The sequence below is a fragment of the Collinsella sp. wc0529 genome (assembly GCF_046116875.1).
Taxonomy (GTDB): domain Bacteria; phylum Actinomycetota; class Coriobacteriia; order Coriobacteriales; family Coriobacteriaceae; genus Collinsella.
This window is the reverse complement of sequence record NZ_JBJXBO010000002.1, coordinates 67,556-93,789: the sequence shown is the minus strand read 5'-3', so window position 1 is coordinate 93,789 and position 26,234 is coordinate 67,556. Positions and strand designations below refer to the sequence as shown.

The window sequence follows — 26,234 nt, the reverse complement described above, 5'->3', positions numbered from 1 at the left end:
GATGTCATCGACTCAAAAAAGAGCCATCCTGCAGGTGCGCATTCGCGAGGAAGACAAGCAGCATGCCGAGCATCTCTACGATGCCATGGGCACATCGCTCGCCGAGGCTGTCCGCTTATTTGTCGCGCAAAGCATTTTGATGCGCAAGCTCCCCTTTCAGCCGGTCGCCGTGCGCTCAAAGGACGGCACCGCCGCCTATGGATCGCTCAAACCATATGGTGACCCCAATCGCCGCGCCGAGGAGCGCAATGCCTGGATTGAATACCTAGCCACAGAAAGCGATGAGTCGGTTTTGGGTCCCGAGGAAGTAGATATCCATGAGTAGCACCATCATCGACGAGACCGTCATCCTGCGCTACCTGCTTAACGACGACGAGGTCCTGTCACCGCGCGCCGCCAAGGTCATCGCCACGCGCACCGCTCGCGTCTACCCCGAAATCATCACGCGCGTCGTGGTCACACTGCGAGACGTCTATAAGGTTCCCCGCGTTGAGATTGCTGCGGCCATGAAAAGGCTGCTCGATGACGTCATGGTCGACGAGCCCACCGTTGTCGCCCTTGCCGTCAAACTGTTCGGCAAAACGCATATGGACTTTACCGACTGCCTCCTCGCAGCCCGAACCGCCATCTACAACGATGATGTCGTGAGCTTTGGTAAGCCCATCATCCAAGGCATGATCGATTACCGTCGCAAGCGCCAAACAGTTGCCGACGCCCGCGACCGCGCCGCCGAAGCCCGCAGCCGAAGCACCGACTCCACCATCGACAAACTCCGCCACCGCCCCCGCAGCTAACCGGCAGGCAACGGCATCGCCCGCCTCTCAGCCCCATCCCCTCCTAAGTTGCGGTGAAATACGGACTGTTTCATGCCTTTAAAGGCCTCGATGGTCCGTATTTCACCGCAACTTATTGAAGGTTGGCTGCGAACGATTTCTCTATCGGGAGTCGGCGTAGGGTTTTGTTGTCGGAATACCGTAACCGCGCATCATGGCACCGAACGATTCTACTTCGTAGGTGTCCGAGAGTTTGAAATGAATGACGTTGTGGCCCATGGCGCGAAGGTTCGCATCGCGCATGAGGGCCGCTCGATAGGTTTTTGCCGCCGCTTGCTCCGGATCATTTTGAGCTTCGTCTTCAAACTTACCCAGCCCATGCAGCTCTGCCAGCGTCCATGAGCCATCTGGCATCTGCCAGCCATAATCTGCTAGATAATAACCAGCGTTTCCCGGTCGCGTTATCTCAACTTGAAGCTCAGGCGCGGCAACCCCAGCAAGAATCATTGCTGCTCTCGCCTCGGACTCGCCGCCATTGTCTGACCTGCCGTCCATATGCTCAAAAACGTCAAAAGCACGCGCGATGCCATGCAACCCTCGGCAATTTGCCTGCGCATATGCTCGCAGCTCTTCACGTTCGACATCGTACTCGCGGGCCAAGCCATCGACATAGCCCAGCGCATAGCGAAAGGCGCTCGTTCGGGCGATATCAACAACCGTTCGATACGGATCCGTCAGCGTAAACAGACCGAGCCGCCACACTTCGCCCGCCCGCCAGCGCTTGTATTCAACGAACTCATACGTATCGCGCCTTGTAGACCGAGGCAGCAGCACTTGCACTTTATCCAGAAGCGTATAAGCCGAGCCGATGCCAAAGAGCAGCGCTGCCGTCGATCCGCAAAACACAGCATCCGGTTCAACGACCGCAATAGCGGATGCCAGCTGAAAGATGCGATCTTCAACCCCAAGATTATTCCAATAGACCGGATCCGCATACACGTGGTTGTAAAGACGAAGCATGAGCTCCTCCTGCATAAGCTCGCGCGCACGGCGTTCTTCCCAAGGATCAATTGTTATAAGCAGCTGTCCATCTTGATGAATTCCAAGGGCCGAGAATAGCATCCTTGCATATGACTGCGGAAAATGTTTGCCTTTATCGAGCATGGCCAACCCCATAACCATCACGGCGGAGAAAATACCATTACGCTATCGCATGCTTCCGTCCGCAGGCCTTGCCAAAAGCTGACCAAAAGCTTGACGTCGCAGGTCAGAGCTTCAAAAAATATTTCCATTCTCGGTAGACGGTCGCTACGACCCTCCCAACGGCATCAAAATCCAACCTTACAAATAGTTGCGGTGAAATACGGACTACATGGGCCATAAAAGCCGGAAAGCAGTCCGCATTTCACCGCAACTTAGGTGGGGATGTGGGGTCCCGGCATGTATATGAAAATGGCTCTGATCCCAAAAGGAATCAGAGCCATTCATCTATCTTATGGAGCGGGCGACGGGAATCGAACCCGCGTCATCAGCTTGGAAGGCTGGGGTTCTACCATTGAACTACGCCCGCAAGATATGGTCGGGACGACAGGATTTGAACCTGCGACATCCTGCTCCCAAAGCAGGCGCGCTACCAAACTGCGCCACGTCCCGAAGGTGTTGAGCAGCTAAGGTCTAAACCTTGCGTGTCCCAAAGCGAAGGAAATTATAGGGGAGACTCCCCGCCTGTGCAAGCATTGATGCCTTAGCTCCTCGAATGTGCAACAAAACGACTATGGAGCAGACCGATCACAAATGCCACCACGGCGACTGGTGCCCACGCGGCACCGATATCTGCCAGCGGCAACGCATCGAACGGCAGCCACGCACCAGTAAAGAACGCGTCGCGGACCGAGGTGATCACGCTCTGCACCGCGACCACGCCGCCGACCCAAACCCACACCTGCGGATGCGCGTCGCAAAAACCGTGCATCAGGCCCATAAGTACCAGCACAATGGCAACGGGATACAGGGCATTGAGCATAGGCACCGAGAACATAAGGATCACGTCGAGACCCACGTTGGAGAGCACGCACGAAAACGCCGCGAACACAAAGGCGAGCATCGCGAAGGGGCGGCGCATGGCCTCCTCGGAAGCCTCCGCTCCCCCTTCGACCACATACGTCTCGCAGAAGTAACGCGAGCAGCAGCTAATAAGACCGATGCACACGTTCATGCAGGCGAGGAAGAAAATCGCAAAGACGACAACCGTGCCAGCAAGACCAAAGTGCATAGAGGCCGAACGCGCAAGGATCGCGGCGCCGTTGGTGGCATCGGGCATAACCGTGCCGAGCTGCATGCCGGCAAGCGCCAGGCCGCAGTAGATGATGGCCATAAGCACGCCGGCGATCACACCCGAACGCGAGATCTCGAAGGCCACGCGCCTATCGTCGGTAACGCCGAGCTCATGGATGGTCTCGGCGATGATGATGCCAAAGGCGAGCGATGCAAGCAGGTCCATGGTCTGGTAGCCGGTCAAGAAGCCTTGGACCGCAGCGCCGGCATCATAGGGAGCTTGCGGGGCAGCAGCCGGTCCCAGCGGCGAAATCACGGCGGCGCCGACAACGAGTACGATAAGCGCAATGAGCGCGGGGCCCGTAATGCGACCGAGCACGCGCGTGATGACGCCGGGGCGCAGCGTAAGTGCAAATGCGACCACGAAGAAGGCGACGGCGAAGACCAAGCGCGCGGTGCCAAGCGAGATGCCCTCGGGTAGCAACGGTACCAGCATCTCAAACGCCGTGGAGCTCGTACGCGGAATGGCAAGGCACGGGCCGATGGCCAGATATACTGCCGCAACGAAGAATTCGCCAAACTTGGGATGCACGCGCCCGGCCAGCTCGCGGGCCGTGCCGGCGAGCGCGACGGCGATAAAGCCCATGACGGGCAGGCCGATGGCGGCAATCAAAAAGCCAATCATGGCAAGCGGCGTGGCCGCGCCGGCCTGAAGTGCCAGCAACGGCGGAATGATGAGGTTACCGGCGCCAAAGAGCATCGAGAACAGCGCAATGCCGACGGTAACGACATGGTCGGAGCGCAGACCGCGCGGTGCGGATGAGACCATAGGCACACCTTTCGGGTCGAAACAAAAACGGGACGGGCAAAAACACCCATCCCGCAAGTATAAACGGTCTAGCAGCTTTAGCAGGCTAAATCGCGCAAAGCGTCAATCGCGGTGTCGACTTCCTCGTCCGTGTTGAAATACCCAAACGAGAAGCGAACGACGCCCTGGCGCTCGGTCCCCAGCGCACGGTGCATGAGCGGGGCGCAATGGGCGCCGGGGCGCGTCGAAATCCCCCACCCTTGCATGAGCGCATCCGAGATCTCGGCAGAGTCGATATCGGCTACGTTGAGCGACACAATCGCAGAGCGCGCCTGCTGGTCAAAGGCACCGTAGAGCTTAATCCCCGGAATCTTGCGCACACCGGCAAGGAAGCGATCAGCGAGCGCACGCTCGTGGGCAGCAATCGCCTCGACCCCACCCTGGGCCTCGATAAAGTCGAGACCAGCGGAAAGTCCCGCGATGCCATGACCGTTGAGCGTGCCCGCCTCAAGGCGCGTGGGCCACCCAAGCGGCTGCAGCGCATCGAAGCTGTGCACGCCCGTGCCGCCCATGGCCCACGGAGCCACGTCAATGCCCTCCGCCACGGCCAGGCCGCCGGTCCCCTGCGGACCCATGAGCCCCTTGTGACCGGTAAAGCACACGACGTCGAGCCCCATGGCATCCATGTCAATCTTCGCCGTGCCGGCAGACTGCGAAGCATCGACGATCACCAGCGCGCCGGCCGCATGCGCGATGGCAGCCACGCGCGCAATGTCGACCGCGTTGCCGGTCACATTGGAGGCGTGCGTCACCACCACAGCACGCGTACCGGGCGTGACAAGCCGCTCGAGCTCGTCGTAGTCGAGCACGCCGTTGGTATCACAGCCCGCATGCTCAACCGTCACACCCTGCTCTGCCGCCAGGCGGTTGAGCGGACGCAGTACGGAGTTGTGCTCGAGCACCGTTGTGACCACATGGTCGCCGGGGCGCACCACTCCGTTGATGGCGGTGTTGAGCGCCGCCGTGGAGTTGGGCGTAAAGCACACATGGTCCGCCCTCGGGCAACCCAAAAGGCGCGCGAGCTTGGCACGGCAAGCGTGAATCGTACGAGCGGCATCGAGGGCACCCGACGTGGCGCCGCGCCCGGCATTGCCGAGCGAGCACATCGCCTGCGTCACGGCATAGATGACCGCCTGCGGCTTGTGCATGGTCGTTGCCGCGTTATCCAGATAGATCATCGCACGACCTCCCACATATCGATCACGGTGAAGCCCTCGGTGGGAACGCCCGCCGAGGCAAGTTCGCCGCGCAGCAGTTCCTCATCGGCAGGCAACGCCTTCCACGCCAAACCGCAGCCGGCAGCGACCTCCCCGGGCACGGGAATCGTTCGCCCGGGAAGGCCGCGCTCAATGCACAGGGACTCGCAACCCATGGCGGCCGCCGTGGTGGGAAACGTGATGACAAGCGCCGGGCGCTTCTCCCTCATGGCAACTCCAACCAATACGCTACGGGCGCACGACGCGCACGGCCTGCTCCATCTTCTCCACGATCACGTACATGTTGGTGACCTCGCCCACCGCAAGCTGGTCCTTAATGCCAAAGTGGTCCAGGCAGGTACCGCAGGTGAGAATCTCGACACCCTGCTCGGCCAGGTCCTTCAGGTCATCGAGCACCGGCGAGCCCTCGACGGTGAGCTTGGCACCGCCGTTGTAGAACAGCATGGTCGCGGGCAGCTCCTCCTGCTGCGTCACGGCAAAGATAAACGCCTTCATGAGCTTGTGGCCCAGTTCGTCGTCGCCGCGGCCCATGCAGTCGGTGTAAACGGAAATGACGAGTTTGCCCTTGCCGGCGCTGGCGCCACAGAAGGCAGCGCCATCCTGCTCGGGATCGGCCACGGCAACGGCGTCAGAAGTCGCCACGGCCACGTGCCACTCGGCGTCCGAGATCTTCTCGACCGAGGCCGTGCAGCCCTTCTCCTGCGCCATCTTGGAGATGTTCTTGACGGCGGTCTCGTTGTCGACCGAGGTCACCACGGCACCCTCGCCATCGAGCTGCTTCAGGGCTTTGAGCGTCTTGACGACGGGCAGCGGGCAGGCATCGCCCATGGCATTGACTTCAATTTTGGTAGACATAGCAAAATCCTTTCGAAAGAACCGTTCTAGAGAACGGTAAACAGTTACATAAACGTGCGGGCTAGCGAACAACGCGAACGGCAGGACCGCCCGGCACCGGCTCGCACACGCGGCCGATTGTGGCGGCAACGCGCCCCTCGGCATTCAGGCGACGCGCAAGCTCATCCACATCGGCAGCAGGTGCCGCGATAAGCAGGCCACCAGACGTCTGTGGATCGTACAGCGCGTCGAGCATACCCGGCTCCAGGTCCTCGTCGGCAGCCACACGCGGGCCAAAGAAGTCCTGGTTGCGGTAGGAGCCCGCGGGAATAATGCCCAGACGCGCCATATCGAGCACCTGGTCAAAGAGCGGCACCGCCCCCGACGCAAGCTCAACCTGCACGCCCGAGCCCTCGGCCATCTCACACGCGTGCCCGATCAGGCCAAAGCCCGTAATGTCAGTGCAGCCGTGAAGTTCGAGCCCCTCGGCCAGACGAATCGGCCCCTCGTTGAGGGTGCACATCGAGTCAAACATGGCTGCGGCCTCGTCCTGCTCGATGAGCTCGCCCTTAATGGCCGTGGTGATAATGCCCGAGCCGATCGCCTTGGTCAGCAGCAGAACATCGCCCACGCGTGCGCCGCTGTTGGCGAGCATGCGGTCGAGTGGCACAAAACCGCTCACGGACAGGCCGTACTTGGGCTCGTCATCGTTGATGGTGTGGCCGCCCGCGATGGAGCAACCCGCCTCGACGCACTTGTCGGCGCCGCCCGCCAGAATCTGACCGGCAACCTCAACGCCCAGACAGCTCGGGATGCAAAGCAGGTTCATGGCATGGCTCGGCCGCCCGCCCATGGCGTAGATGTCCGACAGCGAGTTGGCCGCAGCGATCTGGCCAAACTGGAACGGGTCATCGACCATCGGTGGGAAGAAGTCGATGGACTGCACGAGCCCCAGGTTCTCCCCTACGCGGAAAACGCTCGCATCGTCGGAGGTATCGAACCCCACGAGCAAGTTGTCGTTATGCACATTGGGTAAATCGCCCAGGACCTGGGCGAGGGCTCCGGGGGCCAACTTAGCGGCTCAACCGCTCGCGGCCGTCATGGACGTGAGCCTTATGGTGTCCTTAGCCATACGAACCCCCTTCCAACAAATCAACGACTTTAAGTATACGCCCCAGGCACGCTTCCCAAGAGACCACCGACGGCTCAAACGTCGAAGGCGGTGCCGCAAGCGCCTGCGCGATAGCATCCGCCAGCGCGTGCTCAAACAACGGAAGGTCGGCCGCCACGGGCGTGTCGACATCCGTCATACGCGGCGACGCCACCCACGTCACGGGAGCACAGGGAAGCATCGCCTCCATCCAGGGACGAACGCCGGGCAAATCGGTCGCCACAACTTTGCAGCCGCACGCGAGGGCCTCGATCGTCACGAGCGGCAGACCCTCGTAAAACGAAGGCAGCACAAAGACGTCGGAACTGCGGTAGGCACGCACGAGCCCATCGCTATCCAGGCGCCCCGCCAGCGTCACCGGCACATCCGAGGCCGCGGCCAAGTGCTCGATACGCGCGTACTCGGCATCGTCCCCGCGGCCGCCCACAAGTACCAAGCCAGATGGGCGGACGTCATCGTCAATCGGCAATGACACGGCTCGAACCAGCGACTCGACGCCCTTTTTAAAACAAATCTTGCCCACGTACACAAGCGATCCCGGCTGCCTCGTCACGCTTGCGTCGCGGCAGAAGACACGATGGTCGTAGCCCGTCCCAACCACGTGGATGCGATCGGCATCGACGCCGCACACCAGGCCAATCTGCTCAGCCTGCTCAGCATGGAGCGCAAAGACGGCATCGAGCCGACGAACCGCACTTACGATGCGATCGCGCTCGAGCGCATGCGAACGCAGCTGGCGCAGGTCGGTCGAATGGCACACGGCAACAACCGGCACGCCCCGGACGAACTCGCGCGCCAATGCGGTCACCAGATACAGGTGATGGCAGAGCACCAGATCGGGACGAAACTCAGCCACCGCCCGATCGATTGCAGCAGCAAATGCCCGCTCAAATGCCTTGAGCATCGAAGGCGTCAGATCACGATAGCGTGTGGAGGGATAGGGCATGACATCGGACATACCGCAGATGGGAAACGGCAGCTCGGGCGACTCGAACGGTACGGCAAACACGGCAGCACGCCGGTCCAGCTCGCCTTGGGTATCACCCGGTGCCGCGCCGCAAAGCACGGCGGCGCGATGCCCCGTCTCGATCTGCTCGCGCACGAGCGCGGCAAGATAGGTGCCGCTGCCAGTGCTATCTGGTTTTTGTGCCGAGATATTGAGGATGCGCATGTCGCGGTACACCCCTAGGCCAAGGCGGCGGCGCGGACAGCCGCGCCGATCGCTCCGGCAAAGCGAGCCTGAGGCGAGGTGGTCACCGGCGACCCCAGTAGCTCGCCCAACCGTTCAACGACATAGGCGTTTTCGCACAGGCCGCCGGTCAGATAGTACGGGGCGCCCGCGGCCTGCCCGGCCATGGTCGCCACGCGCGAGACCACGCTGTCGATCACGCCACGCGCAATGTTCTCGCGCGGCTCACCGCGACCGATGAGGCTGATGACCTCGCTTTCGGCAAACACCGTGCACATGCTGCTGATCTTGGTGCGCTCGCCGGAACGCGCCAGGTCGGCCATCTGCTGCTGGGAAATGCCCAGGCGGTCGGCCATGATCTCCAAAAAGCGCCCCGTTCCGGCAGCGCACTTGTCGTTCATGGCAAATTTGGCCACGCGGCCGCCTTTAAGCTGGATGACCTTGGTGTCCTGACCGCCCACGTCAATCACGGTGCCGTGGTCGCCAAACAGGCGCACGGCACCGGTGCCGTGGCAGGTGATCTCGGTCACGACCTTGTGCGCATAGGGCACGGCGACACGGCCGTAGCCGGTCGCGATCACGCGCACGTCGTCGGCAGCCACGTCATAGCCAGCCGCTGCCAGTGCCTCGCGCAGCCGCTCGGAAGCATCGACCGAGGAGAACCCGGTTGGCTGCACGCACGTCCACGCCACCGAACCCTCCCCGTCGACCACAGCAGCCTTAGCCGCCGTAGACCCGATATCGATCCCGATCCCTATCATGGCTCTCTCCCAATCTAAACATCAAAGACAGCGGCGCGTTCAGGCGCCTTAGCTCTAGGTTTCTCAGGTGCCGGAGGTTGCCCCGAAAGAGGAGCGCAGCGTACTTTGGTACGCAAGCGACGGTTTGAGGGGCAAGATCCGGTGCCTGAGGAAGCTAGAGGGTTTCGATGAAGGCGGCGATGCGAGTCTCGATCTGGCCCATGTCGCCGTTACTGTAGTCGGTCTCAATCTTCATATACGGAATACCCGCACCCTCGACAGCCTCCTGCATGCGGGCACTCTCCACGTTAAAGGTGTGGCAGGCCTGGAGCACGCTCTCTACCACGCCATCGACATGATACTTCTCGCACATGGCCAGCGTGTTTTCCATACGACCGTCGTTGGGCGTCATGACCGAGCAGTTGATATCCAGGTAGCGGTCGGCGATGGCGCGAAGGATGTCGGGAGCCTCCGGGTCGATCATCATGGCCGCCGTGCGCTCGCCCGAGCAGTCGTCCATGCACACGACCACACCGCCGTTGGACTCGATGGTGCGACCGATCTTGTTGATCACACCGCCCACCGGGCAACCGGTGATCAGAATGCGCTTGGCGTCCGCCGCAACCGGGCGCTCGCCCGCGTCGTAGGCCTCGTGCAGCTTGACAATCTTTTGCTCCAGCTGTTGCGTATAGGCCTCGATATCAAAGCTGAACGTACCCGCGAACATGGTGCTCATCAGGTCGACGCCGCTCATGGCCGCCGGCTGGTTGGCCTGCAGCGCAAACATCTCGAGCTGGGCCGCACGCAAGCGGTTGCGACGACGGACGGCAGCGCGCAGGTCATCGTCGGTAATCGTGATGCCGTAGAAACCCTCGAGCTCCTCCTTGAGCAGGCGACACTCCTCGTACCAGCCTTCACGCTCGTAGGCGCGATCGCGACCCTGCGGAAGATGCAGAATGTGCGTGCGCTTGAGCTCGTTGAGCAGCTCGTACATCTTCTTCTTGCCGTCGCAGGTGGTCTCGCCGATGATCATGTCGCTAAAGTACGTAAACGGGCACTTTTGCGAATAGGCAAAACCGTACGTCGACTTGATGAGCGGGCAGAGGTTTGCCGGTAGCACCTTCTCGGCCTCGGGAATCACCTCGTCGGATGTGCCGCACAGCGCCACGCTCGCAGCCCCCGCGGCATCGATAATCTCGAGCGGCGTGTAGCTGCACAAGAAGCCGACCAGACGATTACCGGCCTGCTTGTAATCCTTAACGCGAATAAATGCCGCCTTGCGTTGCTCGTTGAACTCCTCAAACGTGCGCGGCAACGGCTGTTCCTCGATATCGGCCATAGTAGTTCCCCTCTCTTGTACCGATATACCGACAATTAAACAACAAACCCACGCCATACCCAAAAGGAAGCATCCTCTAGGGAATGGCGTCGATAAGCTCCTGCGTATACGGATCGTTCGGGTGCGCGATCACGTCCTCGGCCGCGCCTTCCTCGACAAGACGACCGCGGTAGAGCACGCCAATCCGGTCGGACATATGCCGAACCACACGCATATCATGCGTGATAAACAGCAGCGCCACGCCCGTCGTGCGCTGCAGGTCGCGAAGCAAGTTGAGCACTTGGGCCTGAACGGACACGTCAAGCGCCGAGACCGGCTCGTCGCATACCACAAGGCGCGGCTCGCAAATAAGCGCCCGTGCCAGATTGAGTCGCTGACGCTGTCCCCCCGAAAGGTCGTGCGGATAGCGGTCATAATGCTCTGCCAGAAGACCGACCGAGGCCAGGACCGAGAGCGCGCGCTCATGGCGCTCATCCGCATCGCGCACGCCGGCGATAATCAGCGGCTCCTCCAAAATGCGGCCGACACGGTTGCGCGGGTCAAAAGCCGTAGAGCTATCCTGGAATACCAGCTGGATCTCGCGGCGAAACGGCTTGCGTTCGCGCTCCGGCATCGTGGCGAGGTCGTGCCCGCGATAGACAATCGAGCCGGAATCCGCGCGCTCGAGACCACAGATCAGACGTCCAGTCGTCGACTTGCCCGATCCGGATTCGCCAACCAGGCCATAGACCTCGCCAGGCGCAATCTCAAACGACAGATCGTCCACGGCGGTAAAGGCCTGACGCTTAAAACCTGAGCCCGGCATGGGATACGTTTTAGTCAGATGTGAGACCCTAAGCAGGGCTTCGCTATCAACAGCCATGGCACTCCCCTTTCTCGACAAGCCAGCATTTAGACCGGTCGCACGCATTCACGGCAAACAGCGGAGGCTCCTGCGCGCGGCAACGCTCGTCCGCCCGGGCGCAACGAGGCGCAAAGCGACATCCACAGGGTATTGCCGTAAGCGGCGGCACTGTGCCCGGAATATCCGCCAGCGTGTCAACTCGCTCGCCTTCGAGCGGCGGAATGCTCGCGATGAGCCCCTGGGCATACGGGTGGCTCGGGCGCTCCATAAGTCCGCAGGCGTCGATCTCTTCTACGATTTGGCCCAGATACATGACGTGCACGCGCGAGCAGATGCTCGTGACGACACCCAAATCATGGCTGATAAAAAGCACCGCCATGCCCTCGGAACTGTTGAGGTCGCGCAGAAGATCCAAAATCTGTTTTTGAGTCGTCGTGTCGAGTGCCGTGGTGGGCTCATCGGCGATAAGCAGGCGCGGGTGCCCGGCGAGCGCCATGGCAATCATCACGCGCTGGCGCATACCGCCGCTAAAATCGCTCGGATACATGTCGAAGCGGGCCGCGGCATCTCGAATTCCCACACGCTCCAACAGCGATAGAGCCTCGTTGCGGGCTTCGCGTCGGCTCACCTTACGGTGGGCCCGCACGGCCTCGACGACTTGGGCCCCGACCGTCATGACGGGATTAAGCGAGCTCAAAGGGTCCTGGAAAATCATGGCGATGTCACAGCCGCGCACCTTGCGCATCGTCTTGAGCGGACGCGCCAGCAGATCCTCGCCATCAAACACAATCTGGCCCTCATAGGCCATCTTCTGTTCATGCTCCAATAGGCGCATGACACTCTGGGCAAACACCGACTTACCGCAGCCGGACTCGCCGACAACACCAACGATCTCGCCGGCATCGATATGTAGGTTGAGTTTGTTGACGGCTTCCAGCGCGTTGCCATCGCGGCCCACAAACGAGATGCACAGGTCGCGCACGTCCAAAAGATGCTGAGCCATGGGCTAGTCCTCCTTGGTCTTGGGGTCGAGAGCGTCGCGCAGGCCGTCGCCGGCCAGATTGAGCGAAAGCACGCTCGCGATGATGGCCGCTGCCGGGAAGAAGATCATCCACCAGGCTTTGCGCATCACGTTCTTGCCCGCCTGCAGGATGTTTCCCCAGCTGGCGTCGGGTGCCTTGATACCCAGGCCCAGAAACGAGAGGGCGGCCTCCGAGAGCACGGCCTCGGCAAAGACGAAGGTCGCCTGCACCAGGAAGGGTGCCATAACGTTGGGCACGATATGCAGCCACACGATGCGCGCGGTCGAGGCGCCCTGCACGCGCAGGGCCTCCACAAAGGGTTCCTCCTTGACCACCATCGCACGCGAGCGCACGATGCGCGCCATGCTGGGCGTATAGACGATGGAGAGCGCGATGATGACGTTCCAGACCGAGGCGCCCATCATGGCCATGAGTGCGATAGCCAAAAGTACGCCCGGAATGGACATAAGACCGTCGCAGATGCGCATGAGAATATGATCGAGCCTCTCGTCGCAGCATGCGTAGGCGCCGATCACCAAGCCGAGCGCACTCGTCGCAAGCGTGACGGCAATGCCAACGCCAAGCGACACGCGCGCGCCCGCGATGACGCGGGCAAGCAGGTCGCGGCCAAAGTCATCGCAGCCAAAGGGATGCGCGAGCGAAGGTGCCGAAAGTCGCAACGTCATCTCCTGCGCATTGGGATTAACCGTCCACACCAGCGGACCGACGAGCGCGATCAGCGCAATCGCTAGGAAAATGCAGCCGCCGACCACAAACCCCTTGTTGGCAAGAGCCTTCTTAAAGTTTGCCATCATGCATCGCCCCATTTGCGAGCGCGCGGGTCAAAAGCGCCGTAGGCAAGGTCGACGGCCAGATTGATCACCGAATTCAACAAAGCGACGACCAGCAGCACGCCCTGAATCACCGGATAGTCGCGACGCTCGATAGAGCTCGTGACCAGCTGGCCCAAACCGGGGATGTTAAAAATGGCCTCAGTCACCACGGCGCCCGTAATCAGGGCGCCAAAAGAATAGCCGACCGAGGTGAGAATCGGCAGCGCTGCGTTGCGCAGGGCATGGGCCAAAACCACACGAACCTCGGAGACGCCCTTGGCACGCGCCGTCTTGACGCAGTCGAGCTGCATGGCCTCGATAACGCTCGAACGGGTCATGCGCATGAGCAGGGCCGCCTGCACGCATCCAAGCGATATGGCCGGCAACGCAAGATAGCGTAAATGGCTGAACCAGCCCTTCGATAGTGGCGCATAGCCGGCCACCGGGAACACACGCAACGTGACGGCAAACAGCCACATAAGCATGAGCGCCATCAAAAAGCCGGGAATCGCCACGCCCAAAAGAGCAACGACACGCAAGACCGCGTCGGTGCGCGACCCATGTTTGAGGGCAGCGATGACGCCGCAGGGCAGCGCAATCAACAGCGCGATGAGCTGTGCCAGAAGCGCGAGCGATAGCGTGGGGCCAAAGTGTTCGGCGATCGCCTGCGTGACGGGCTGGCGCATAAAATACGAATCGCCCAGGTCGCCGGTAAGCACGCCGCCCATCCACTCAACGTAGCGCTGCGGCAGCGGTTCGTTGAGTCCCAGGCTATCGTTGACGCGCTCGATCTGGTCGGCCGAAGCCTCCATGCCGAGCATCGAAGAGGCCGGGTCACCCGGTGTGAGATAGATAATCAAAAACACGACGACCGAGATGATGAGCATCACCGGAACCATCGCGCCTATGCGTTTGAGCGTGTACTTCAACATGCGAGGCGTCTATTTCCCCTCTGAACGTGGACAGGGCGTGGCGGCCACAGGGGACCAGACCCCTCAAGCCGCCACGCCATCTATTGCATTACTCCGGACGCTTGGCATTCCAAACGATGGCGCCGTCGAGCACCTCGACGTCCTCGACGTCTGCCTGGGTGCCCGTGATGGAAGCGTAGTGGCAAAGTGGCTCGATGACGGCGATCTCATAGAGGCGCTCCTGAGCCTTGGCCCACTTCTTGGCCGCGGCGTCGGTGTCCTTGGCGGTGCGGGTCTCGGCCACGAGCTTGAGCGCCTTCTCGTCGGACAGGCCATAGAAGGCCTTGGAGACCGAGAGGGACTGGGCCGGGATGGGCTTGTAGTTGGTGGAGGCCACAAAGAGGTCCCACTGCTCGGGCTTGTTGGAGCGGATGTCCATGAAGGTCGCGAACTCGTAGCTGTCGACCTCGGCGGTGAAGCCGGCCTTCTCGAGCTGCTCCTGCAGCGCGACGGTGGCGTTGTACATATCCTTGTAGTCGGGGGTGGTCAGCAGCTTGACCGTCTCACCGGCATAGGAGGTCTTGGCCAGGGCCTTCTTGGCGGCCTTGGCGTCGGCCTGGTTGAAGTACTTCTTGCCCGCGTCGGTCGCCCACTGAGTGTTCTCGGGGTTGCCAAGGTTGGGATCGATGTTGAAGAGCTCCTTCTCGCCATAGGCGGCAAGAGCGGCCGCCTCGCAGTCGATAGCCATGAGGGCGCACTTGCGGATCTCCTCGTCGGCGAAGATGCCCTCGTTCATGTTGAGGAAGGCGGTCAGAACGCCGGCGTTATGGGTGTAGAGTTTGACGTCGTCATTGCCGTCGAAGTCGTGGTAGTTCTCGGTGGGGATCTCGCCAGCGATATCGTACTCGCCGGTCTCAAACCCGCTCACGCGCGTGGAGGCCTCGGTCACGAACTGATAGTAGATGTCCTTGGTGGGCGCGGAGACCTTGCCGGTGTAGCCCGAAGCCTTGCCGTGGGCGGCGACATAGTCCTCGTAGCGGGTGAGATGGATGTACTGGTCCTGCTTCCACTCCACTAACTTGTAGGCACCGGTACCCACGTACTCGCTCACGCCGGTATCGCCCGCGGCCTCGATGACCTCGGAGGGGAAGATGCCCGGATACTGGGAGTGGTTGCCCAGGATGATCAGAAAGTCGATGGCGGGCTCGGTCAGCGTGCAGGTGACCTCGTGGTCGCCCGAGGCGGCGAAGGTGGCGCCGGGCAGCAGGCTCGCGGCGCGGTCGTTGACGGTGAGCCAGCGGTTCATCGAGGCCACAACGTCCTCGGAGCCAAACTCCTTGCCGTTGTGGAAGGTGACGCCCTCGCGCAGCTTGATGGTGTAGGTCAGGCCGTCGTCGGAGACCTCATAGCCCTTGGCCAACACGGGCTGGGGCTCGTAATCGCTATCGAGGCCAAAGAGCGGCTCGACGACGTTGCAGATGATGTCCATGGTCACAAGCGACGACGTGGTGTGCGGATCGAGACCGTCCGGGCTCGCCGGTAACGCGATCTGCAGCTCGTCGCGATACTCCACATCCTGGCCGGAGGCAGCGGCGCTACCGCTCTCGGCGCCCGAACCGCCGCAGCCGGTGAGGCCGAGGCCTGCCATGACGCACAGGGCAGCGGAGCCGGTCAGAAAACCGCGACGGGAAACGCCCGCCTTGAAAAGGTCGTTGTTCATTGAGTTCCTTTCGTGTCTGAACAAACGGACAGAATCTGCCGGGACGGCGGAAATCCCCGCCCCGGCAGCCATGCGAAGCCGGTCGGCGCCCTGCGGTGCATCCGGACACCGACCGGCATGGCAACAAAGAAATCCCTATCGCGTGGATAGGAACACCCGGCGGCACAGCTTGGCGCAGGTGCGGCTAAATCGTCTCGAGGAAGGCCTCAATGCGGGTCTGGAGCTGACCGGCGTCCTCGCCGGCGTAGTCGGTCGTGATGTGCATAAACGGAATGCCGGCCTGCTCGGCGGCCTTCTCCACGGCAAACGACTCCATCTCGTAGAGCGTGCAGAACTGCAGGGCCACGTCGACGATGCCGTCAGCATGCAGGTCCTTGGCCATCTGGACAATGTCCTTCATACGCTGGTCGTTGGGCGTAAAGACAGCACAGTTGATCTTAAAGTAGCGCTCGGCGATGGCATCGAGCATCTCGTCAACCGTCTCACCGGACTCATCGACCAGGTCCTTGTAGTAGCGCGAGCCCGTGCAGGACTCCTCGCCCACCACGACGCCACCGGCCTTCTCGATAAGGTTGAACAGCTTCCAGTTGGGCACGGCCATGGGCGTACCGGTGTACAGGATGCGCTTGGTGCCCTTGGGCGCCACACCCTCGCCGGCCCCAACGCGCTGCTCGCACTCAGTCGCCATCTCGTTGATGGCGCCGGTCAGACGCGGCGTGTCGTCCATAAAGGCGGCCTGAACGGTCAGCAGGCTGTCGAGACCGCTGATGGGCGCCGGGTCGGCAGCGCGCGTGGCAGCGAGGCGCTGCAGGGCGCGACGCTTCTCATTGACGGCGTGAATGGCGGCCTTCAGACGCTCGGGCGTAATCTTGACGCCGCACTCTTCCTCGATCTTGGCGGCGAGCTTCTTGACCTCGGCCTTCCAGGTCACGAGCGTCGACTCGTCGTGCACGTTGGGAATATCCATGACGTACATATTCTTTTGCGTGGCAAAGAACTCGTAGGCCTTCTTCTTGCCATCGCAGGTGTTCTCGCCTACCACCAGGTCGCTCGACTCGATGTAGGGGCAGACCTCGCCCAGCTTAAAGCCGGCAAAGCTCTTGATAAGCGGACAGGTGTTGCGCGGCAGGTGCTCCTCGACCTTATCGGTTGCCCAGTCGGCACCCGAGCACAGGCCAACGGGAATGCCGTCACAGGCAAGCACGATCTCCTCGGGCACGTACACGCAGAACGAGCCCACGATCTTGGTGGCCTCGCCGGCCTCCTTCTTGTCGAGCATCTCCTTAATGCGGCCGCTATGGATGTTGGTGGCCACAAAATCCAGATAGGACGTGGACTTGGGGCGATTGTTCTGCGTCAGGAACATATCGCCGTACATCTGGCCCACGGCGCCCAGCAGCATGTCGTGGTCGGCAAGATTCATGCCGAGACTCTCCCACATCGGATGGAAATCGAATTCTTCAGCCATGACGGTTCCCCTCTCGAACCAAAAACGGATAACGGCGGTATCGATGCACGACGGACGGCGATTGCCCGGCCGTGCTCAAACCCGGAATTTTAGGGAACCTGCCTTGCGGACGGTTATTTAGTTGTGCGTCGTCTCTCCCGGAGCCGTGAACATACCTGCTCATATGCGGCTCCGAGCCATATACAGGGCACGCGCGGCAACGCGGCGAATATATGTCGTCTGCGGCATGTGCGCACCCTCCTTTACAAGTTAAGGTCAACTATATCAACGGTTGTCGTCCAGACGAACACCGCCGACATGCGTACGACAGCGTCGTGTGCCGTCGTTTAATAAATAATTATCTTAATTGATAAGAGTTTGTCATCCTTCATTCAGCGAGCGGCAAGACAAAGCCGCCGAGGCTTATATCCCCGACGGCATTACCCGGCGCTATCGACAAACCAAATGGATCCTGCTGGCATCAAAATGCATGCGCAGCGTCTCGCCTGCTTGCGGCAGCCCGTCGGCAGATACGTTCACCTTGTTGACCTTCCACTGCAGACGCGTGGGCGCATCAGCGCGCGGCACGTCCAGCAGCACCAGCCGCTCAAAGCGCGAATCGCTCACACGGGCCACATGCAGGTCATAGCTGTTGCGACCCCGCTCGGCACGGTTGTCCACATGGAAGTAGCTCGCACGAATACCGAGGTACGCCACATTATCGGGAACCTCGCGACCCACGTTAAAGGTCATGCCCCAGTCAAGGGCCTCGACTTCTTCGTCGCCGATCTTGCGCGCGCGGCTCGTATTCTTGCAGCCCGTCAGGCGCAGCGCCGCCAGCGTCTGCGGACGGCGGACCACGTCCTCGACGGAGCCGATCTCCTCAACATGCCCGTCGTGCATCACGCAGATGCGCTGGCACAGGCGGCACGCTTCGTCGATGTCGTGACTCACGTAGAGCACGGTGCGGTTGCATACATCGAACAGGTCGAGCATGTTCTGTTCGAGGGCGCTCTTAAGATAGGAATCGAGCGCGCTCATGGGCTCGTCGAACATAAAGATGCCCGGGTGTGCCGCCACCATGCGCGCGAGCGCCACGCGCTGCTGCTGGCCGCCCGAGAGGCGCGCGGGATAGCGGTCGGCGAAATCGGCCAAGCCAAAGATGCCCAGGTAGCGCTCGGCAAGTTTTTTGCGCGCCGCGGCGTCGCCCGCGTCCTTTACGCCGGCACATACGTTATCGGCCACCGTCATATTGGGAAACAGCTGATAGTTTTGGAACAGCAGGGCGCATTTTCGCTCCTGGGGCGACAGGTTGATGCCCGCGGCCGAGTCAAAAAAGGTCACGCCGTTGACGATGATCTTGCCCTCGTCAGGCATCTCCACACCGGCAATGCAGCGCAGCGTACAGCTCTTGCCGCAACCCGAGGCGCCCAGCAGCGCCACGCGCTCCTCGTCGGCCTCAAGCCGCATGTCGAGCACAAACCCGGGATAACGTTTCTTAATATCCAGAACGAGCGACATAGCTTATCGACCTCCCTGCGGCGCCGCATCATCGCGCATGAGCTCGACCAACGCCTCGCGATCGATACGCAAGGCATCGCCGCCCGCCGGGTCGAGCGAATCGCCCTGTCCGGCGAGATCTTTGGCCTGCTTGCGCTCCGCACGGGAAAGGCCCCGCTCGCGATACTTTTGCGAATGCGCCGTGTACATGTTGATGAATAGGATGACCAGGAAGCTGAACGCAATTACGACCACGACCCAAAAGAGGGCCACCGACGTATTGCCGCCCATCCACTCAAAGTAGATGGCGATGGGAATGGTCTGCGTAATACCGGCGTAGTTGCCCGCAAAGAACAGGGTGCAGCCAAACTCGCCCATCGCGCGGGCAAAGGCGAGCACCGTGCCCGCTGCGATTGAGGGCCACCCAAGGGGCATCATAAGCTTGGTAAAGATGCGACGCTCGGACCATCCCAGGGTTCGCGCCGCATCGAGCATCTGCGTGTCGAGGCTCTCGAAGGCGCCGAGTGCCGTACGGTAGACGAGCGGGAACGACACCACCACAGCAGAGATCACCGCCGCCGGCCACGTAAAGACGATCGAGACGCCGTGCGCGATAAGCCACTGGCCAACATTGGTCGATCGACCAAATAGCATAAGCAGCAAAAAGCCGCACACCGTAGGCGGCAACACCATGGGGATGGTAAAGACCGAGTCGAGCAAGCCCTTGATGCGACTCGGGGTACCCATAGTCTTCCACGCGGCGAACAGGCCCAGCGCAAGGGAGATCAGCAGGGCAAGGCCGCTCGTTTTAATGGACACCCAAAACGGGCGGTAGTCGATGTCGCCCAATAAGGAGGCCAGAGAGGTCAAGGGCCCCTGCTCATCCCGTAACACGACAGACGATGCTTCTACCATTTGAGCGCTATCAAGCCAACGCGCGCCGCCCTTGGCATCACCCGAGGCTGATGCAATCACCACATAGCGGTCCCCATCCGCACCGCGTTCGTCAAAGCCATAGGTATACCCGCCGGCATCAAACGTTGTTTCCGCCGTGACATACCAAGGAAGATCCACGTCCCCTAGCTGCGCACCTCCCATGCAGTTTGCGCTGTCGAGCTCACAGACGAGGGCCTTGAGACCCGATACGCACTCGTTGTCCTGCGGATCCAATCCATACTTCTCGACCGCCTTGGGCGATATCCACACAACAACGCGGTCGGCAGCAGGCGCCACTACAAGGTCCACGTCCTCGTCAACGGGAAACCGGTAGCCCTCAGGCTGGCCCTCCATGGCACGAGCGGTCCCCTTGGCCAACCGCTCAAAACCCTCAATCCCATAGGAAAGCCCATGAGCGGTCGCAGCGTTCTGGGCCCCGTCCTCAGCGTCCCCAGCAAATGCAAATCCCGGCACCCAGCAAAGCGCGAAGGTCAAAGCACAGGCGATAAGCATGCGGAATCTATTAAGCACGAAAAGCTCCAAGCGAATACAAGGACGGAGTAAAACACAAAACGATGGAATTATCGCGCCAAGCCGCACTACGCGGAAAGCTCAAAGCCGTACTTCGCCCAAATCTTCTGCGCCTTCTTGTTGGACAGGCAGAAGTCGATAAACGCCTTGGCCTCGTCGGCATGTTCGGAGCCATCGGCAACAGCGCCCGGATACACGATGGGCTTGTGCGAATCCTCGGGGCACACGAAGGCCTCCTCGATGCCGTCGTAGCGGAAGATATCGGAACTGTAGACAAAGCCAGCCACGCAGTCGCCCGTGGACACATAGGCGGCGGCGGTACCAACTTTGTCGGCCAGGGCCACCTTGTCGGCGATCTCGGGCGCATACTCGCCGTCGTCGCCCTCGGTGCCGGTATAAAGGCCCACAGAAGCCAGCGCCTGGTTGGCGTACTTGCCGGCGGGAACGGTCTTGGCGTCGCCAATGGCGATCTTGCCGTCCAGATTCGCGACGTCGGCGATGGCCTCGACCTTGGTGTCGGAGCCCTCGGCACGAATGATCACGAGGTCGTTGACGAACATGTCCTCGCGGGTATCGGTATCGACGAGCTCGGCGGCCACGGCGTCGTCCATGGTGCCCTTGGAGGCCGTGATGAGCACGTCGACGGCGGCACCGGCGCGCATCTGCTCGACAAGGTCGCCAGACGCCTTAAACTGCGTGTCGGCAAACGTAGTGCCGGTCTGCTCGGTGTAGAGCCCCTGAACCTCGGGCAGGGCCTTCTCGAGCGAGTTGGCGGCAAAGACCTGCAGCTCGACAGCCTTCTTCTTAGAGGAAGACTTGGCGGAGCCGACATCGGAGCCAGCGGGCTCGGACGTCTTGTTGCCCGAGCAGCCGGCAAGGCCAAGGCCGGCGGCAGCGGCAGCAGAAAGCGAGACAAAACCGCGGCGTGAAACCATATCGAACATATTCAACCCTTTCGAACGCTATGCCCGGGCACCCCGCCGCAGGCTTTATTCTGTTACTAGATTATACTTACGCGAGAATAATGATAGTGAGAAATTATTCTCGCCAGAGAATATAGTTTCGAGTTGCCGTGCACCTCGGCGTCGCTTCGGCGGAAAACAAAGGCGGAGCAGCCGTTCAGGTCGCCCCGCCGCAGGTAAACCGCTTAGTTGGTATGTCCGCCGCCCGCTGTCATCTGAGCCGCATGCTCCAGCTGGTCTGCTATGGCCTCCCAGCTTTCGCGGGCGGCCTTCGTAGAACCGGGAAAGTTTACGACAAGCGTATGACCTCGTTGCATGCAAATAGCGCGCGAGAGCATAGCGCGGCGCGTCTTGGTCATGGAGTACGCACGGATTGCCTCTGCAATACCCGGCACATCGCGGTCGCAGACGGCACGCGTCGCCTCGGGCGTCACGTCGCGCATCGAAAGTCCCGTGCCGCCACAGGTGAGCACGACATTGGCGTGGCACTCATCGGCAGCTTCCACAATGGCATCACCGATCTCGCTGGCGTCGTCGCGCACGACCACATGCGAGACGACCGTCCAGCCCTGCGCCTTGATAAGTTCCTCGAGTGCGGCTCCAGCCTCGTCCTGAGCAAGATCGCGCGTATCCGAGCACGTCACGATCGAAATCTTCAACTCCATAGTCTTCCTCCTACAACACCGTGCCCTCGGGCAGGTCGACACGCACGACACCCACGACGTCGCCCGCCTTGAGCTCGCACGGTCCTTCGTCAATGCGCAGCAGGCAATTGGCCCGCTGCATCGTGCCGAGCAGCGCCGAATTCTGCGTCTTGGCCTCGGTCACCAACAGCTCACCGGTCTCGGGGTCGCGCAAAACCGTGGCGCGATCGAAGAAGCGGCGATGCTGTCGCTTTTTCACGCCATGTGTGAGCGTCGCCTGCTGCACGGGGCGCACGCCCTCGGCAAAGCCGCGCATCTTGCGAATCGCCGGGCGCGCGAGCATCTCAAAGCCCACATACGCCGCCGCGGGATTGCCCGAAAGCCCCAAATACGGCTTGCCTCCAAGCAGGCCAAACGTGATGGCCTTGCCCGGACGCATCGAGATGCGGTCGAACAGCACCTCGCCCTCGCGCTGGACCAGCGCCGTCACATAGTCGTAGTCGCCCGCCGAGGCACCGCCGCTCGTAATGACAAAATCGCACTCCTGCACGGCGCGATGCACCAGCTCGGCAATCGTCTGCTCATCATCGGGTGCAATGCCGTAGAACACGGGCTCGGCACCGGCATCGAGCGCCTCGGCCATCAGCGCCGAGGAGTTGGAATCGCGAATCTGGCCGCGCGCCGGCACCTTACTCGGTGCGACCAGTTCCGTGCCCAGCGAGATAATGCCCACACGTGGGGCAGCGTGCACCTTCACGCTCGCGTATCCGGCGCTTGCCAGCAGGCCCGCGCCCGCCGGAGCCACGACCTCGCCGGCGTGCATCACAACATCGCCGGCATGGGCCTCCTCGGCGGCAGAACGAACATTCTCCCCCACCTTGGCCGGCGCCGAGAACCTCGCACGCGAGCCCTCGTTGCCGTCACCGTCGAGCACATCGACGATCTCGTATTTCACCACGGCGTCGGCACCTTCGGGCACCGGCGCGCCTGTCATAATGCGGACCGCCTCGCCCGCGCCGATAGCGCCCTCAAACACATGTCCCGCAGCCTCGTGTCCGATAACGTCGAGCGTCACCGGCGCCTCGCCAGACGCCTGCGCCAAGTCCGCCGAGCGCACGGCATATCCGTCCATAGCGCTGTTGGCAAACGGCGAGATGTCGATATCGGCCACCGCGTCCTCGGCCAAGGGAAGACCGGCGGCCTGCCACACGGGAATCTCGACGAGATCGGTCGGAGCAACGTGCGACAGAACAATCGACTGCGCGTCCTCCAGCGGAATGAGTTTCTCTGCCATATGCACCTCTTAATGCCACGGCGCACAACAGGGGCGCCGATTCTTTATGCTTGTCTCAGTATAATCCCCCGACGCACGACCGCGACTCGGCCTGTACCCGCAAATACACCTGTCGGTTGCAGGCCGCGAAACAGAATGGAAACCAACCCACCGGCTCGTCGCGTTTACCGCGTTTTATAATGCTTGCGTTGCAACCTAAAAGAGGAACGTATGGCTCATAACGACAAACCCGAAAGCGCAAACGAAGCGCAGGATCATTCCCAGCCGCTCGACGAAGGCGGTTTTTTCTCCCTGAACGACGTCATCGCGGCAGGCAGGCATCAGCTCACCCGCTCTGAGCATCTCTTGGCTGCCGACACGCGCCGCAACGCCCGCAACCTACTCGCGAGCGCCAAGTTGCTCGCACTCGTCGTCATCGTCTCGCTCGCCATGGGCGTTGCCGCTTGGGCGTTTTTGGCCTCGTTGAATATCGCGACCGACTATCGCGAGCACCATGTGTGGGTCTACGCCTTGCTTCCCGTTGTGGGCGTTGCCACCGCATGGGTGTACAAAAACCACGGTCTCGCCGCCAAACGCGGTAACAACCTGGTCATCGACTCCGCTCTGGGCACCCGCCTCATCCATATGCGCATGGCCGTCCTCACCTTCGTCTGCTCCACGCTCACGCACCTAACGGGCGGATCGGCCGGTCGCGAGGGAGCTGCGGTGCAGATTGGCGGCACCATCGCCAGCAACATCTCGAGCCTCGCCCACCTCAAAAAGCATGACCACCACGACCTCATGCTCGCCGGCATCTCGTCGGCCTTTGGCGCCGTGTTCGGTTCGCCCCTTGCCGGAGCTTTCTTTGGCATGGAGATGTGCTTTATCGGCAAGATCGACTACACCGCGGGCATCTACTGCCTGGTCGCCTCGTTTACCGGCTACTTTACATCACTCGCCCTGAGTACCGAGTACGAGGCGAATGTTATCGCCAGCGTTCCCAACATGACACCACGGACGGTTGTCATCGTTGTTATCAGCGCCATTATCTTCGGTCTGACGGCACGCCTCTTTGCCTGGTCAGTTCGAACCGTCAAGAGCCTGTACGGTCGCTTTATCACCAATTACCTCGTTCGCGCACTCATAGGCGCACTCGTGGTTTTGGCCGCCTATGCCCTTCTCGACGCCTGGGACTACGCCGGCCTTTCCACGTGGCTTTCCGGCGCCGGATTTGCCGGCAACACCACCCTGGCAGACGCAGCCATCAAGTTGGTCGTCACAGCGCTTACCCTGGGTGCGGGCTTCCAAGGCGGCGAGGTCACGCCCCTGTTTGGCATCGGTGCGGCGCTCGGCGGCTGGATCGGTTGCCTCGTCGGAATCGACCCCAGTTTTCTGGCGGCTCTCGGCATGCTCGGCGTGTTCTGTGCCGGCCTCAACGTGCCCATCACCACCTGCATGATGGCCATCGACCTGTTCCACGGCACGGCAGCCGGGTTCTTTGTCATCGTGGCCTTTATCAGCTACCTAACTGCCGGACACCGCGGCGTGTACCCCGCCCAGCGCATCATCTCGCCCAAGCGCCGTTCGCTTATTGTGGATGAGGGCGGTACGGTAGCGGATGCTATCGAGCGCCACAACGACCTGATAGAGTAGACGTAAGTATTCGACGTGCAGCCACAATCGGGGGCAATTCGACCTGAGCGCGACCGCACCGTCACGTCATACGCCGGGAGTCGCCCCATGCACGCAACTGATTTTGGCCGCACGCTCATCATCGCCAACCCAGCCGCCCAGTCGGGTGCGGCGCACGAAGTTGCCGAGCGCCTGCAACGCTTTTTGGACATGACTGCACGCGCATCCCAGTTTGACTTGGTGCTAACCGAGCGCATGGGACACGCCAAGGAGCTGGCCACACAGGCCCAGGGCTATCGCACCGTTATCGCCCTTGGCGGCGACGGCGTGATTCACGAGGTCGTCAACGGGCTTATGACGCAAGAGGAGGACACCCGCCCCGCTCTTGCCATCCTACCCGTGGGCTCTGGCAACGATTTTGCCCAAACGCTCGGCATCGACGATTTCTCCGGTAAGGATTTTGGCGCGCTGCTCACCTGCGAGCTGCAGCGTCAGGACATCGGGCGCATTCGCTCGTGGAGCCCTGCGAGCGGCAGCGGCGAGGCTACCGTTGAGTACTACGACCAGACGCTCTCGGTCGGCATCGATGCCGCCATCGGCCTGGGCACCACCGAGCTGCGCAAAAAGACGGGCCTCGCCGGCGCTCCGCTCTACACCCTATCGGGACTTGAGCAGTTTGGCCTGCGCTATCGCAACTACCCCATGACCATCAGCTTTGATGGCGCGCCCGCCGAGCGCGTGCGGGCGATCATCATGGCCATCCAGCTGGGTCCTACCTATGGCTCGGGCTATCGCATCTGCCCCGATGCCGACCCCTGCGACGGCGTACTCGACGTCTGCTACGCCTGCGGCCCCGTTCCGCGTGCGGTTGCCCTGCCTATGTTTCTTTCGGCCAAGGACGGCCACCATACCAAGTTGCCGCCGGTTCGCATGCGCCGCTGCCGCCATGTCGAGCTCACCTTTGAGGAGCCCGACTACCCCATCCAGGCCGACGGCGAGCCCGTTGTCGCCTCGCGCATCGAGGTCGACATCCTTGCCGGCGTCCTCCACGTCTGGCATCCCACCCGCTAACCCCACCTAAGTTGCGGTGAAATAGGGACTGTTTATGTAGCTAAAGCCGCAAAACAGTCCCTATTTCACCGCAACTTATTGATAAGATCATTCCTCCCCGCCCAGCTTGCGACGGTTGGCCTTTTTAATCGCATTGAAGTGTTTGTCGTTGAGCCTGCGCTGGCGCGATCGCTGTGGCACTTTGGTCTTGACGCGGCGGCGCGGCGGACGCCCGCGACGCTCAAGCTCAGCGCGCAGTTTACGTAGGCAGCTGCTACGGTTTAGGAACTGGCTGCGGCTCTCGCGCGCCGTCACGGTAATTCCCGAAGGGATATGTTTCATGCGCACCGCCGAGTCCGTCGTGTTGACGCCTTGTCCGCCCGGACCAGTCGCGCGAAACACCTGTACCTCGCAATCGCGCGCCAACTCCTCGGCCGACATCTCGGCATAGCGCGCATACTCGCGCCATCCCATCTTGTTCTCGTCCATATCAACACCTCCCCTCATACAAAAAATGTGACAAA

Annotated in this window: 25 protein-coding genes and 2 tRNA genes; 4 read left to right on the top strand and 23 right to left on the bottom strand. The window is 61.4% G+C overall.

Features of this window, described 5'->3' with window-relative positions:
- The first annotated feature begins 1 nt into the window (after window position 1).
- Together ACKUTP_RS07025 and ACKUTP_RS07020 are read left to right on the top strand one after the other, a co-directional pair.
- Window positions 2-325, top strand: a complete 324-nt coding sequence (locus ACKUTP_RS07025; protein ID WP_409063929.1) for a type II toxin-antitoxin system RelB/DinJ family antitoxin — start codon at window positions 2-4, stop codon at window positions 323-325.
- Window positions 318-794, top strand: a complete 477-nt coding sequence (locus ACKUTP_RS07020) for a PIN domain-containing protein (RefSeq protein WP_409063928.1) — start codon at window positions 318-320, stop codon at window positions 792-794. The genes ACKUTP_RS07025 and ACKUTP_RS07020 overlap by 8 nt, the downstream gene beginning before the upstream one ends.
- Before the next feature lie 141 nt (window positions 795-935).
- Here the strand turns inward: ACKUTP_RS07020 and ACKUTP_RS07015 are convergent, their stop codons facing one another.
- The 22 genes from ACKUTP_RS07015 to glp form a co-directional block, all read right to left on the bottom strand.
- Window positions 936-1,937, bottom strand: coding sequence for a hypothetical protein (locus tag ACKUTP_RS07015; RefSeq protein ID WP_409063927.1), 1,002 nt, complete (start codon window positions 1,935-1,937; stop codon window positions 936-938).
- Window positions 1,938-2,269: 332 nt separating this feature from the next.
- Window positions 2,270-2,343 (bottom strand) — tRNA-Gly (locus ACKUTP_RS07010).
- Window positions 2,344-2,349: 6 nt separating this feature from the next.
- Window positions 2,350-2,426 (bottom strand) — tRNA-Pro (locus ACKUTP_RS07005).
- Window positions 2,427-2,517: 91 nt separating this feature from the next.
- Window positions 2,518-3,876: a branched-chain amino acid transport system II carrier protein gene (gene brnQ, locus ACKUTP_RS07000; protein ID WP_409063926.1), complete on the bottom strand. Its 1,359-nt coding sequence runs from the start codon at window positions 3,874-3,876 to the stop codon at window positions 2,518-2,520.
- 77 nt (window positions 3,877-3,953) lie between these two features.
- Window positions 3,954-5,093, bottom strand: a complete 1,140-nt coding sequence (locus tag ACKUTP_RS06995; RefSeq protein WP_409063925.1) for an aminotransferase class V-fold PLP-dependent enzyme — start codon at window positions 5,091-5,093, stop codon at window positions 3,954-3,956.
- Window positions 5,090-5,341, bottom strand: a complete 252-nt coding sequence (locus tag ACKUTP_RS06990) for a DUF3343 domain-containing protein (protein ID WP_196025405.1) — start codon at window positions 5,339-5,341, stop codon at window positions 5,090-5,092. Before ACKUTP_RS06990 ends, ACKUTP_RS06995 begins: the two co-directional genes overlap by 4 nt.
- Before the next feature lie 19 nt (window positions 5,342-5,360).
- Window positions 5,361-5,987 carry a sulfurtransferase-like selenium metabolism protein YedF gene (gene yedF / locus ACKUTP_RS06985; protein ID WP_409063924.1) on the bottom strand — a complete coding sequence of 209 codons (627 nt, stop codon included), beginning with the start codon at window positions 5,985-5,987 and terminating at the stop codon, window positions 5,361-5,363.
- A 61-nt stretch (window positions 5,988-6,048) separates the two neighbouring features.
- Window positions 6,049-7,098, bottom strand: coding sequence for a selenide, water dikinase SelD (gene selD, locus ACKUTP_RS06980; protein ID WP_409063923.1), 1,050 nt, complete (start codon window positions 7,096-7,098; stop codon window positions 6,049-6,051).
- Complete coding sequence (locus ACKUTP_RS06975) at window positions 7,091-8,308, bottom strand: glycosyltransferase family 4 protein (protein ID WP_409063922.1); 1,218 nt, start codon at window positions 8,306-8,308, stop codon at window positions 7,091-7,093. Before ACKUTP_RS06975 ends, selD begins: the two co-directional genes overlap by 8 nt.
- Before the next feature lie 14 nt (window positions 8,309-8,322).
- On the bottom strand, window positions 8,323-9,087 hold the full coding sequence (locus ACKUTP_RS06970; RefSeq protein WP_409063921.1) for an acyl-CoA dehydratase activase: 765 nt from the start codon (window positions 9,085-9,087) through the stop codon (window positions 8,323-8,325).
- 154 nt (window positions 9,088-9,241) lie between these two features.
- Window positions 9,242-10,405, bottom strand: coding sequence for a double-cubane-cluster-containing anaerobic reductase (locus ACKUTP_RS06965; RefSeq protein WP_409063920.1), 1,164 nt, complete (start codon window positions 10,403-10,405; stop codon window positions 9,242-9,244).
- A gap of 76 nt (window positions 10,406-10,481) precedes the next feature.
- Window positions 10,482-11,267, bottom strand: coding sequence for an ATP-binding cassette domain-containing protein (locus ACKUTP_RS06960; protein WP_409063919.1), 786 nt, complete (start codon window positions 11,265-11,267; stop codon window positions 10,482-10,484).
- On the bottom strand, window positions 11,257-12,252 hold the full coding sequence (locus ACKUTP_RS06955) for an ABC transporter ATP-binding protein (RefSeq protein WP_409063918.1): 996 nt from the start codon (window positions 12,250-12,252) through the stop codon (window positions 11,257-11,259). The genes ACKUTP_RS06960 and ACKUTP_RS06955 overlap by 11 nt, the downstream gene beginning before the upstream one ends.
- A gap of 3 nt (window positions 12,253-12,255) precedes the next feature.
- The gene (locus ACKUTP_RS06950) at window positions 12,256-13,083 is read right to left on the bottom strand and encodes an ABC transporter permease (RefSeq protein WP_409063917.1); all 828 of its coding nucleotides are present in this window, start codon (window positions 13,081-13,083) and stop codon (window positions 12,256-12,258) included.
- Window positions 13,083-14,036 (bottom strand): ABC transporter permease, encoded by a 954-nt coding sequence (locus ACKUTP_RS06945; RefSeq protein WP_409063916.1) that lies wholly within the window; start codon window positions 14,034-14,036, stop codon window positions 13,083-13,085. The genes ACKUTP_RS06950 and ACKUTP_RS06945 overlap by 1 nt, the downstream gene beginning before the upstream one ends.
- Before the next feature lie 88 nt (window positions 14,037-14,124).
- Window positions 14,125-15,735 (bottom strand): ABC transporter substrate-binding protein, encoded by a 1,611-nt coding sequence (locus ACKUTP_RS06940; protein ID WP_409063915.1) that lies wholly within the window; start codon window positions 15,733-15,735, stop codon window positions 14,125-14,127.
- A gap of 184 nt (window positions 15,736-15,919) precedes the next feature.
- Entirely contained in the window at window positions 15,920-17,203 is a 1,284-nt protein-coding gene (locus tag ACKUTP_RS06935) for a double-cubane-cluster-containing anaerobic reductase (protein ID WP_409063914.1), read from the bottom strand.
- Window positions 17,204-17,632: 429 nt separating this feature from the next.
- Window positions 17,633-18,703: a sulfate/molybdate ABC transporter ATP-binding protein gene (locus ACKUTP_RS06930; RefSeq protein ID WP_409063913.1), complete on the bottom strand. Its 1,071-nt coding sequence runs from the start codon at window positions 18,701-18,703 to the stop codon at window positions 17,633-17,635.
- A gap of 3 nt (window positions 18,704-18,706) precedes the next feature.
- Window positions 18,707-20,149: a molybdate ABC transporter permease subunit gene (gene modB, locus ACKUTP_RS06925; protein WP_409063912.1), complete on the bottom strand. Its 1,443-nt coding sequence runs from the start codon at window positions 20,147-20,149 to the stop codon at window positions 18,707-18,709.
- A gap of 68 nt (window positions 20,150-20,217) precedes the next feature.
- Window positions 20,218-21,093 carry a molybdate ABC transporter substrate-binding protein gene (gene modA, locus ACKUTP_RS06920; RefSeq protein WP_409063911.1) on the bottom strand — a complete coding sequence of 292 codons (876 nt, stop codon included), beginning with the start codon at window positions 21,091-21,093 and terminating at the stop codon, window positions 20,218-20,220.
- A gap of 203 nt (window positions 21,094-21,296) precedes the next feature.
- On the bottom strand, window positions 21,297-21,776 hold the full coding sequence (locus tag ACKUTP_RS06915) for a molybdenum cofactor biosynthesis protein B (RefSeq protein WP_250787388.1): 480 nt from the start codon (window positions 21,774-21,776) through the stop codon (window positions 21,297-21,299).
- A gap of 10 nt (window positions 21,777-21,786) precedes the next feature.
- The gene (gene glp, locus ACKUTP_RS06910; protein WP_409063910.1) at window positions 21,787-23,049 is read right to left on the bottom strand and encodes a gephyrin-like molybdotransferase Glp; all 1,263 of its coding nucleotides are present in this window, start codon (window positions 23,047-23,049) and stop codon (window positions 21,787-21,789) included.
- 210 nt (window positions 23,050-23,259) lie between these two features.
- On the opposite strand from glp, the gene ACKUTP_RS06905 reads away from it, so the two are divergent.
- Together ACKUTP_RS06905 and ACKUTP_RS06900 are read left to right on the top strand one after the other, a co-directional pair.
- On the top strand, window positions 23,260-24,681 hold the full coding sequence (locus tag ACKUTP_RS06905; RefSeq protein ID WP_409063909.1) for a chloride channel protein: 1,422 nt from the start codon (window positions 23,260-23,262) through the stop codon (window positions 24,679-24,681).
- A gap of 87 nt (window positions 24,682-24,768) precedes the next feature.
- Window positions 24,769-25,731 carry a diacylglycerol/lipid kinase family protein gene (locus ACKUTP_RS06900; RefSeq protein WP_409063908.1) on the top strand — a complete coding sequence of 321 codons (963 nt, stop codon included), beginning with the start codon at window positions 24,769-24,771 and terminating at the stop codon, window positions 25,729-25,731.
- Window positions 25,732-25,818: 87 nt separating this feature from the next.
- Here the strand turns inward: ACKUTP_RS06900 and ACKUTP_RS06895 are convergent, their stop codons facing one another.
- On the bottom strand, window positions 25,819-26,199 hold the full coding sequence (locus tag ACKUTP_RS06895) for a peptide chain release factor family protein (protein WP_409063907.1): 381 nt from the start codon (window positions 26,197-26,199) through the stop codon (window positions 25,819-25,821).
- Between the last annotated feature and the right edge of the window lie 35 nt (window positions 26,200-26,234).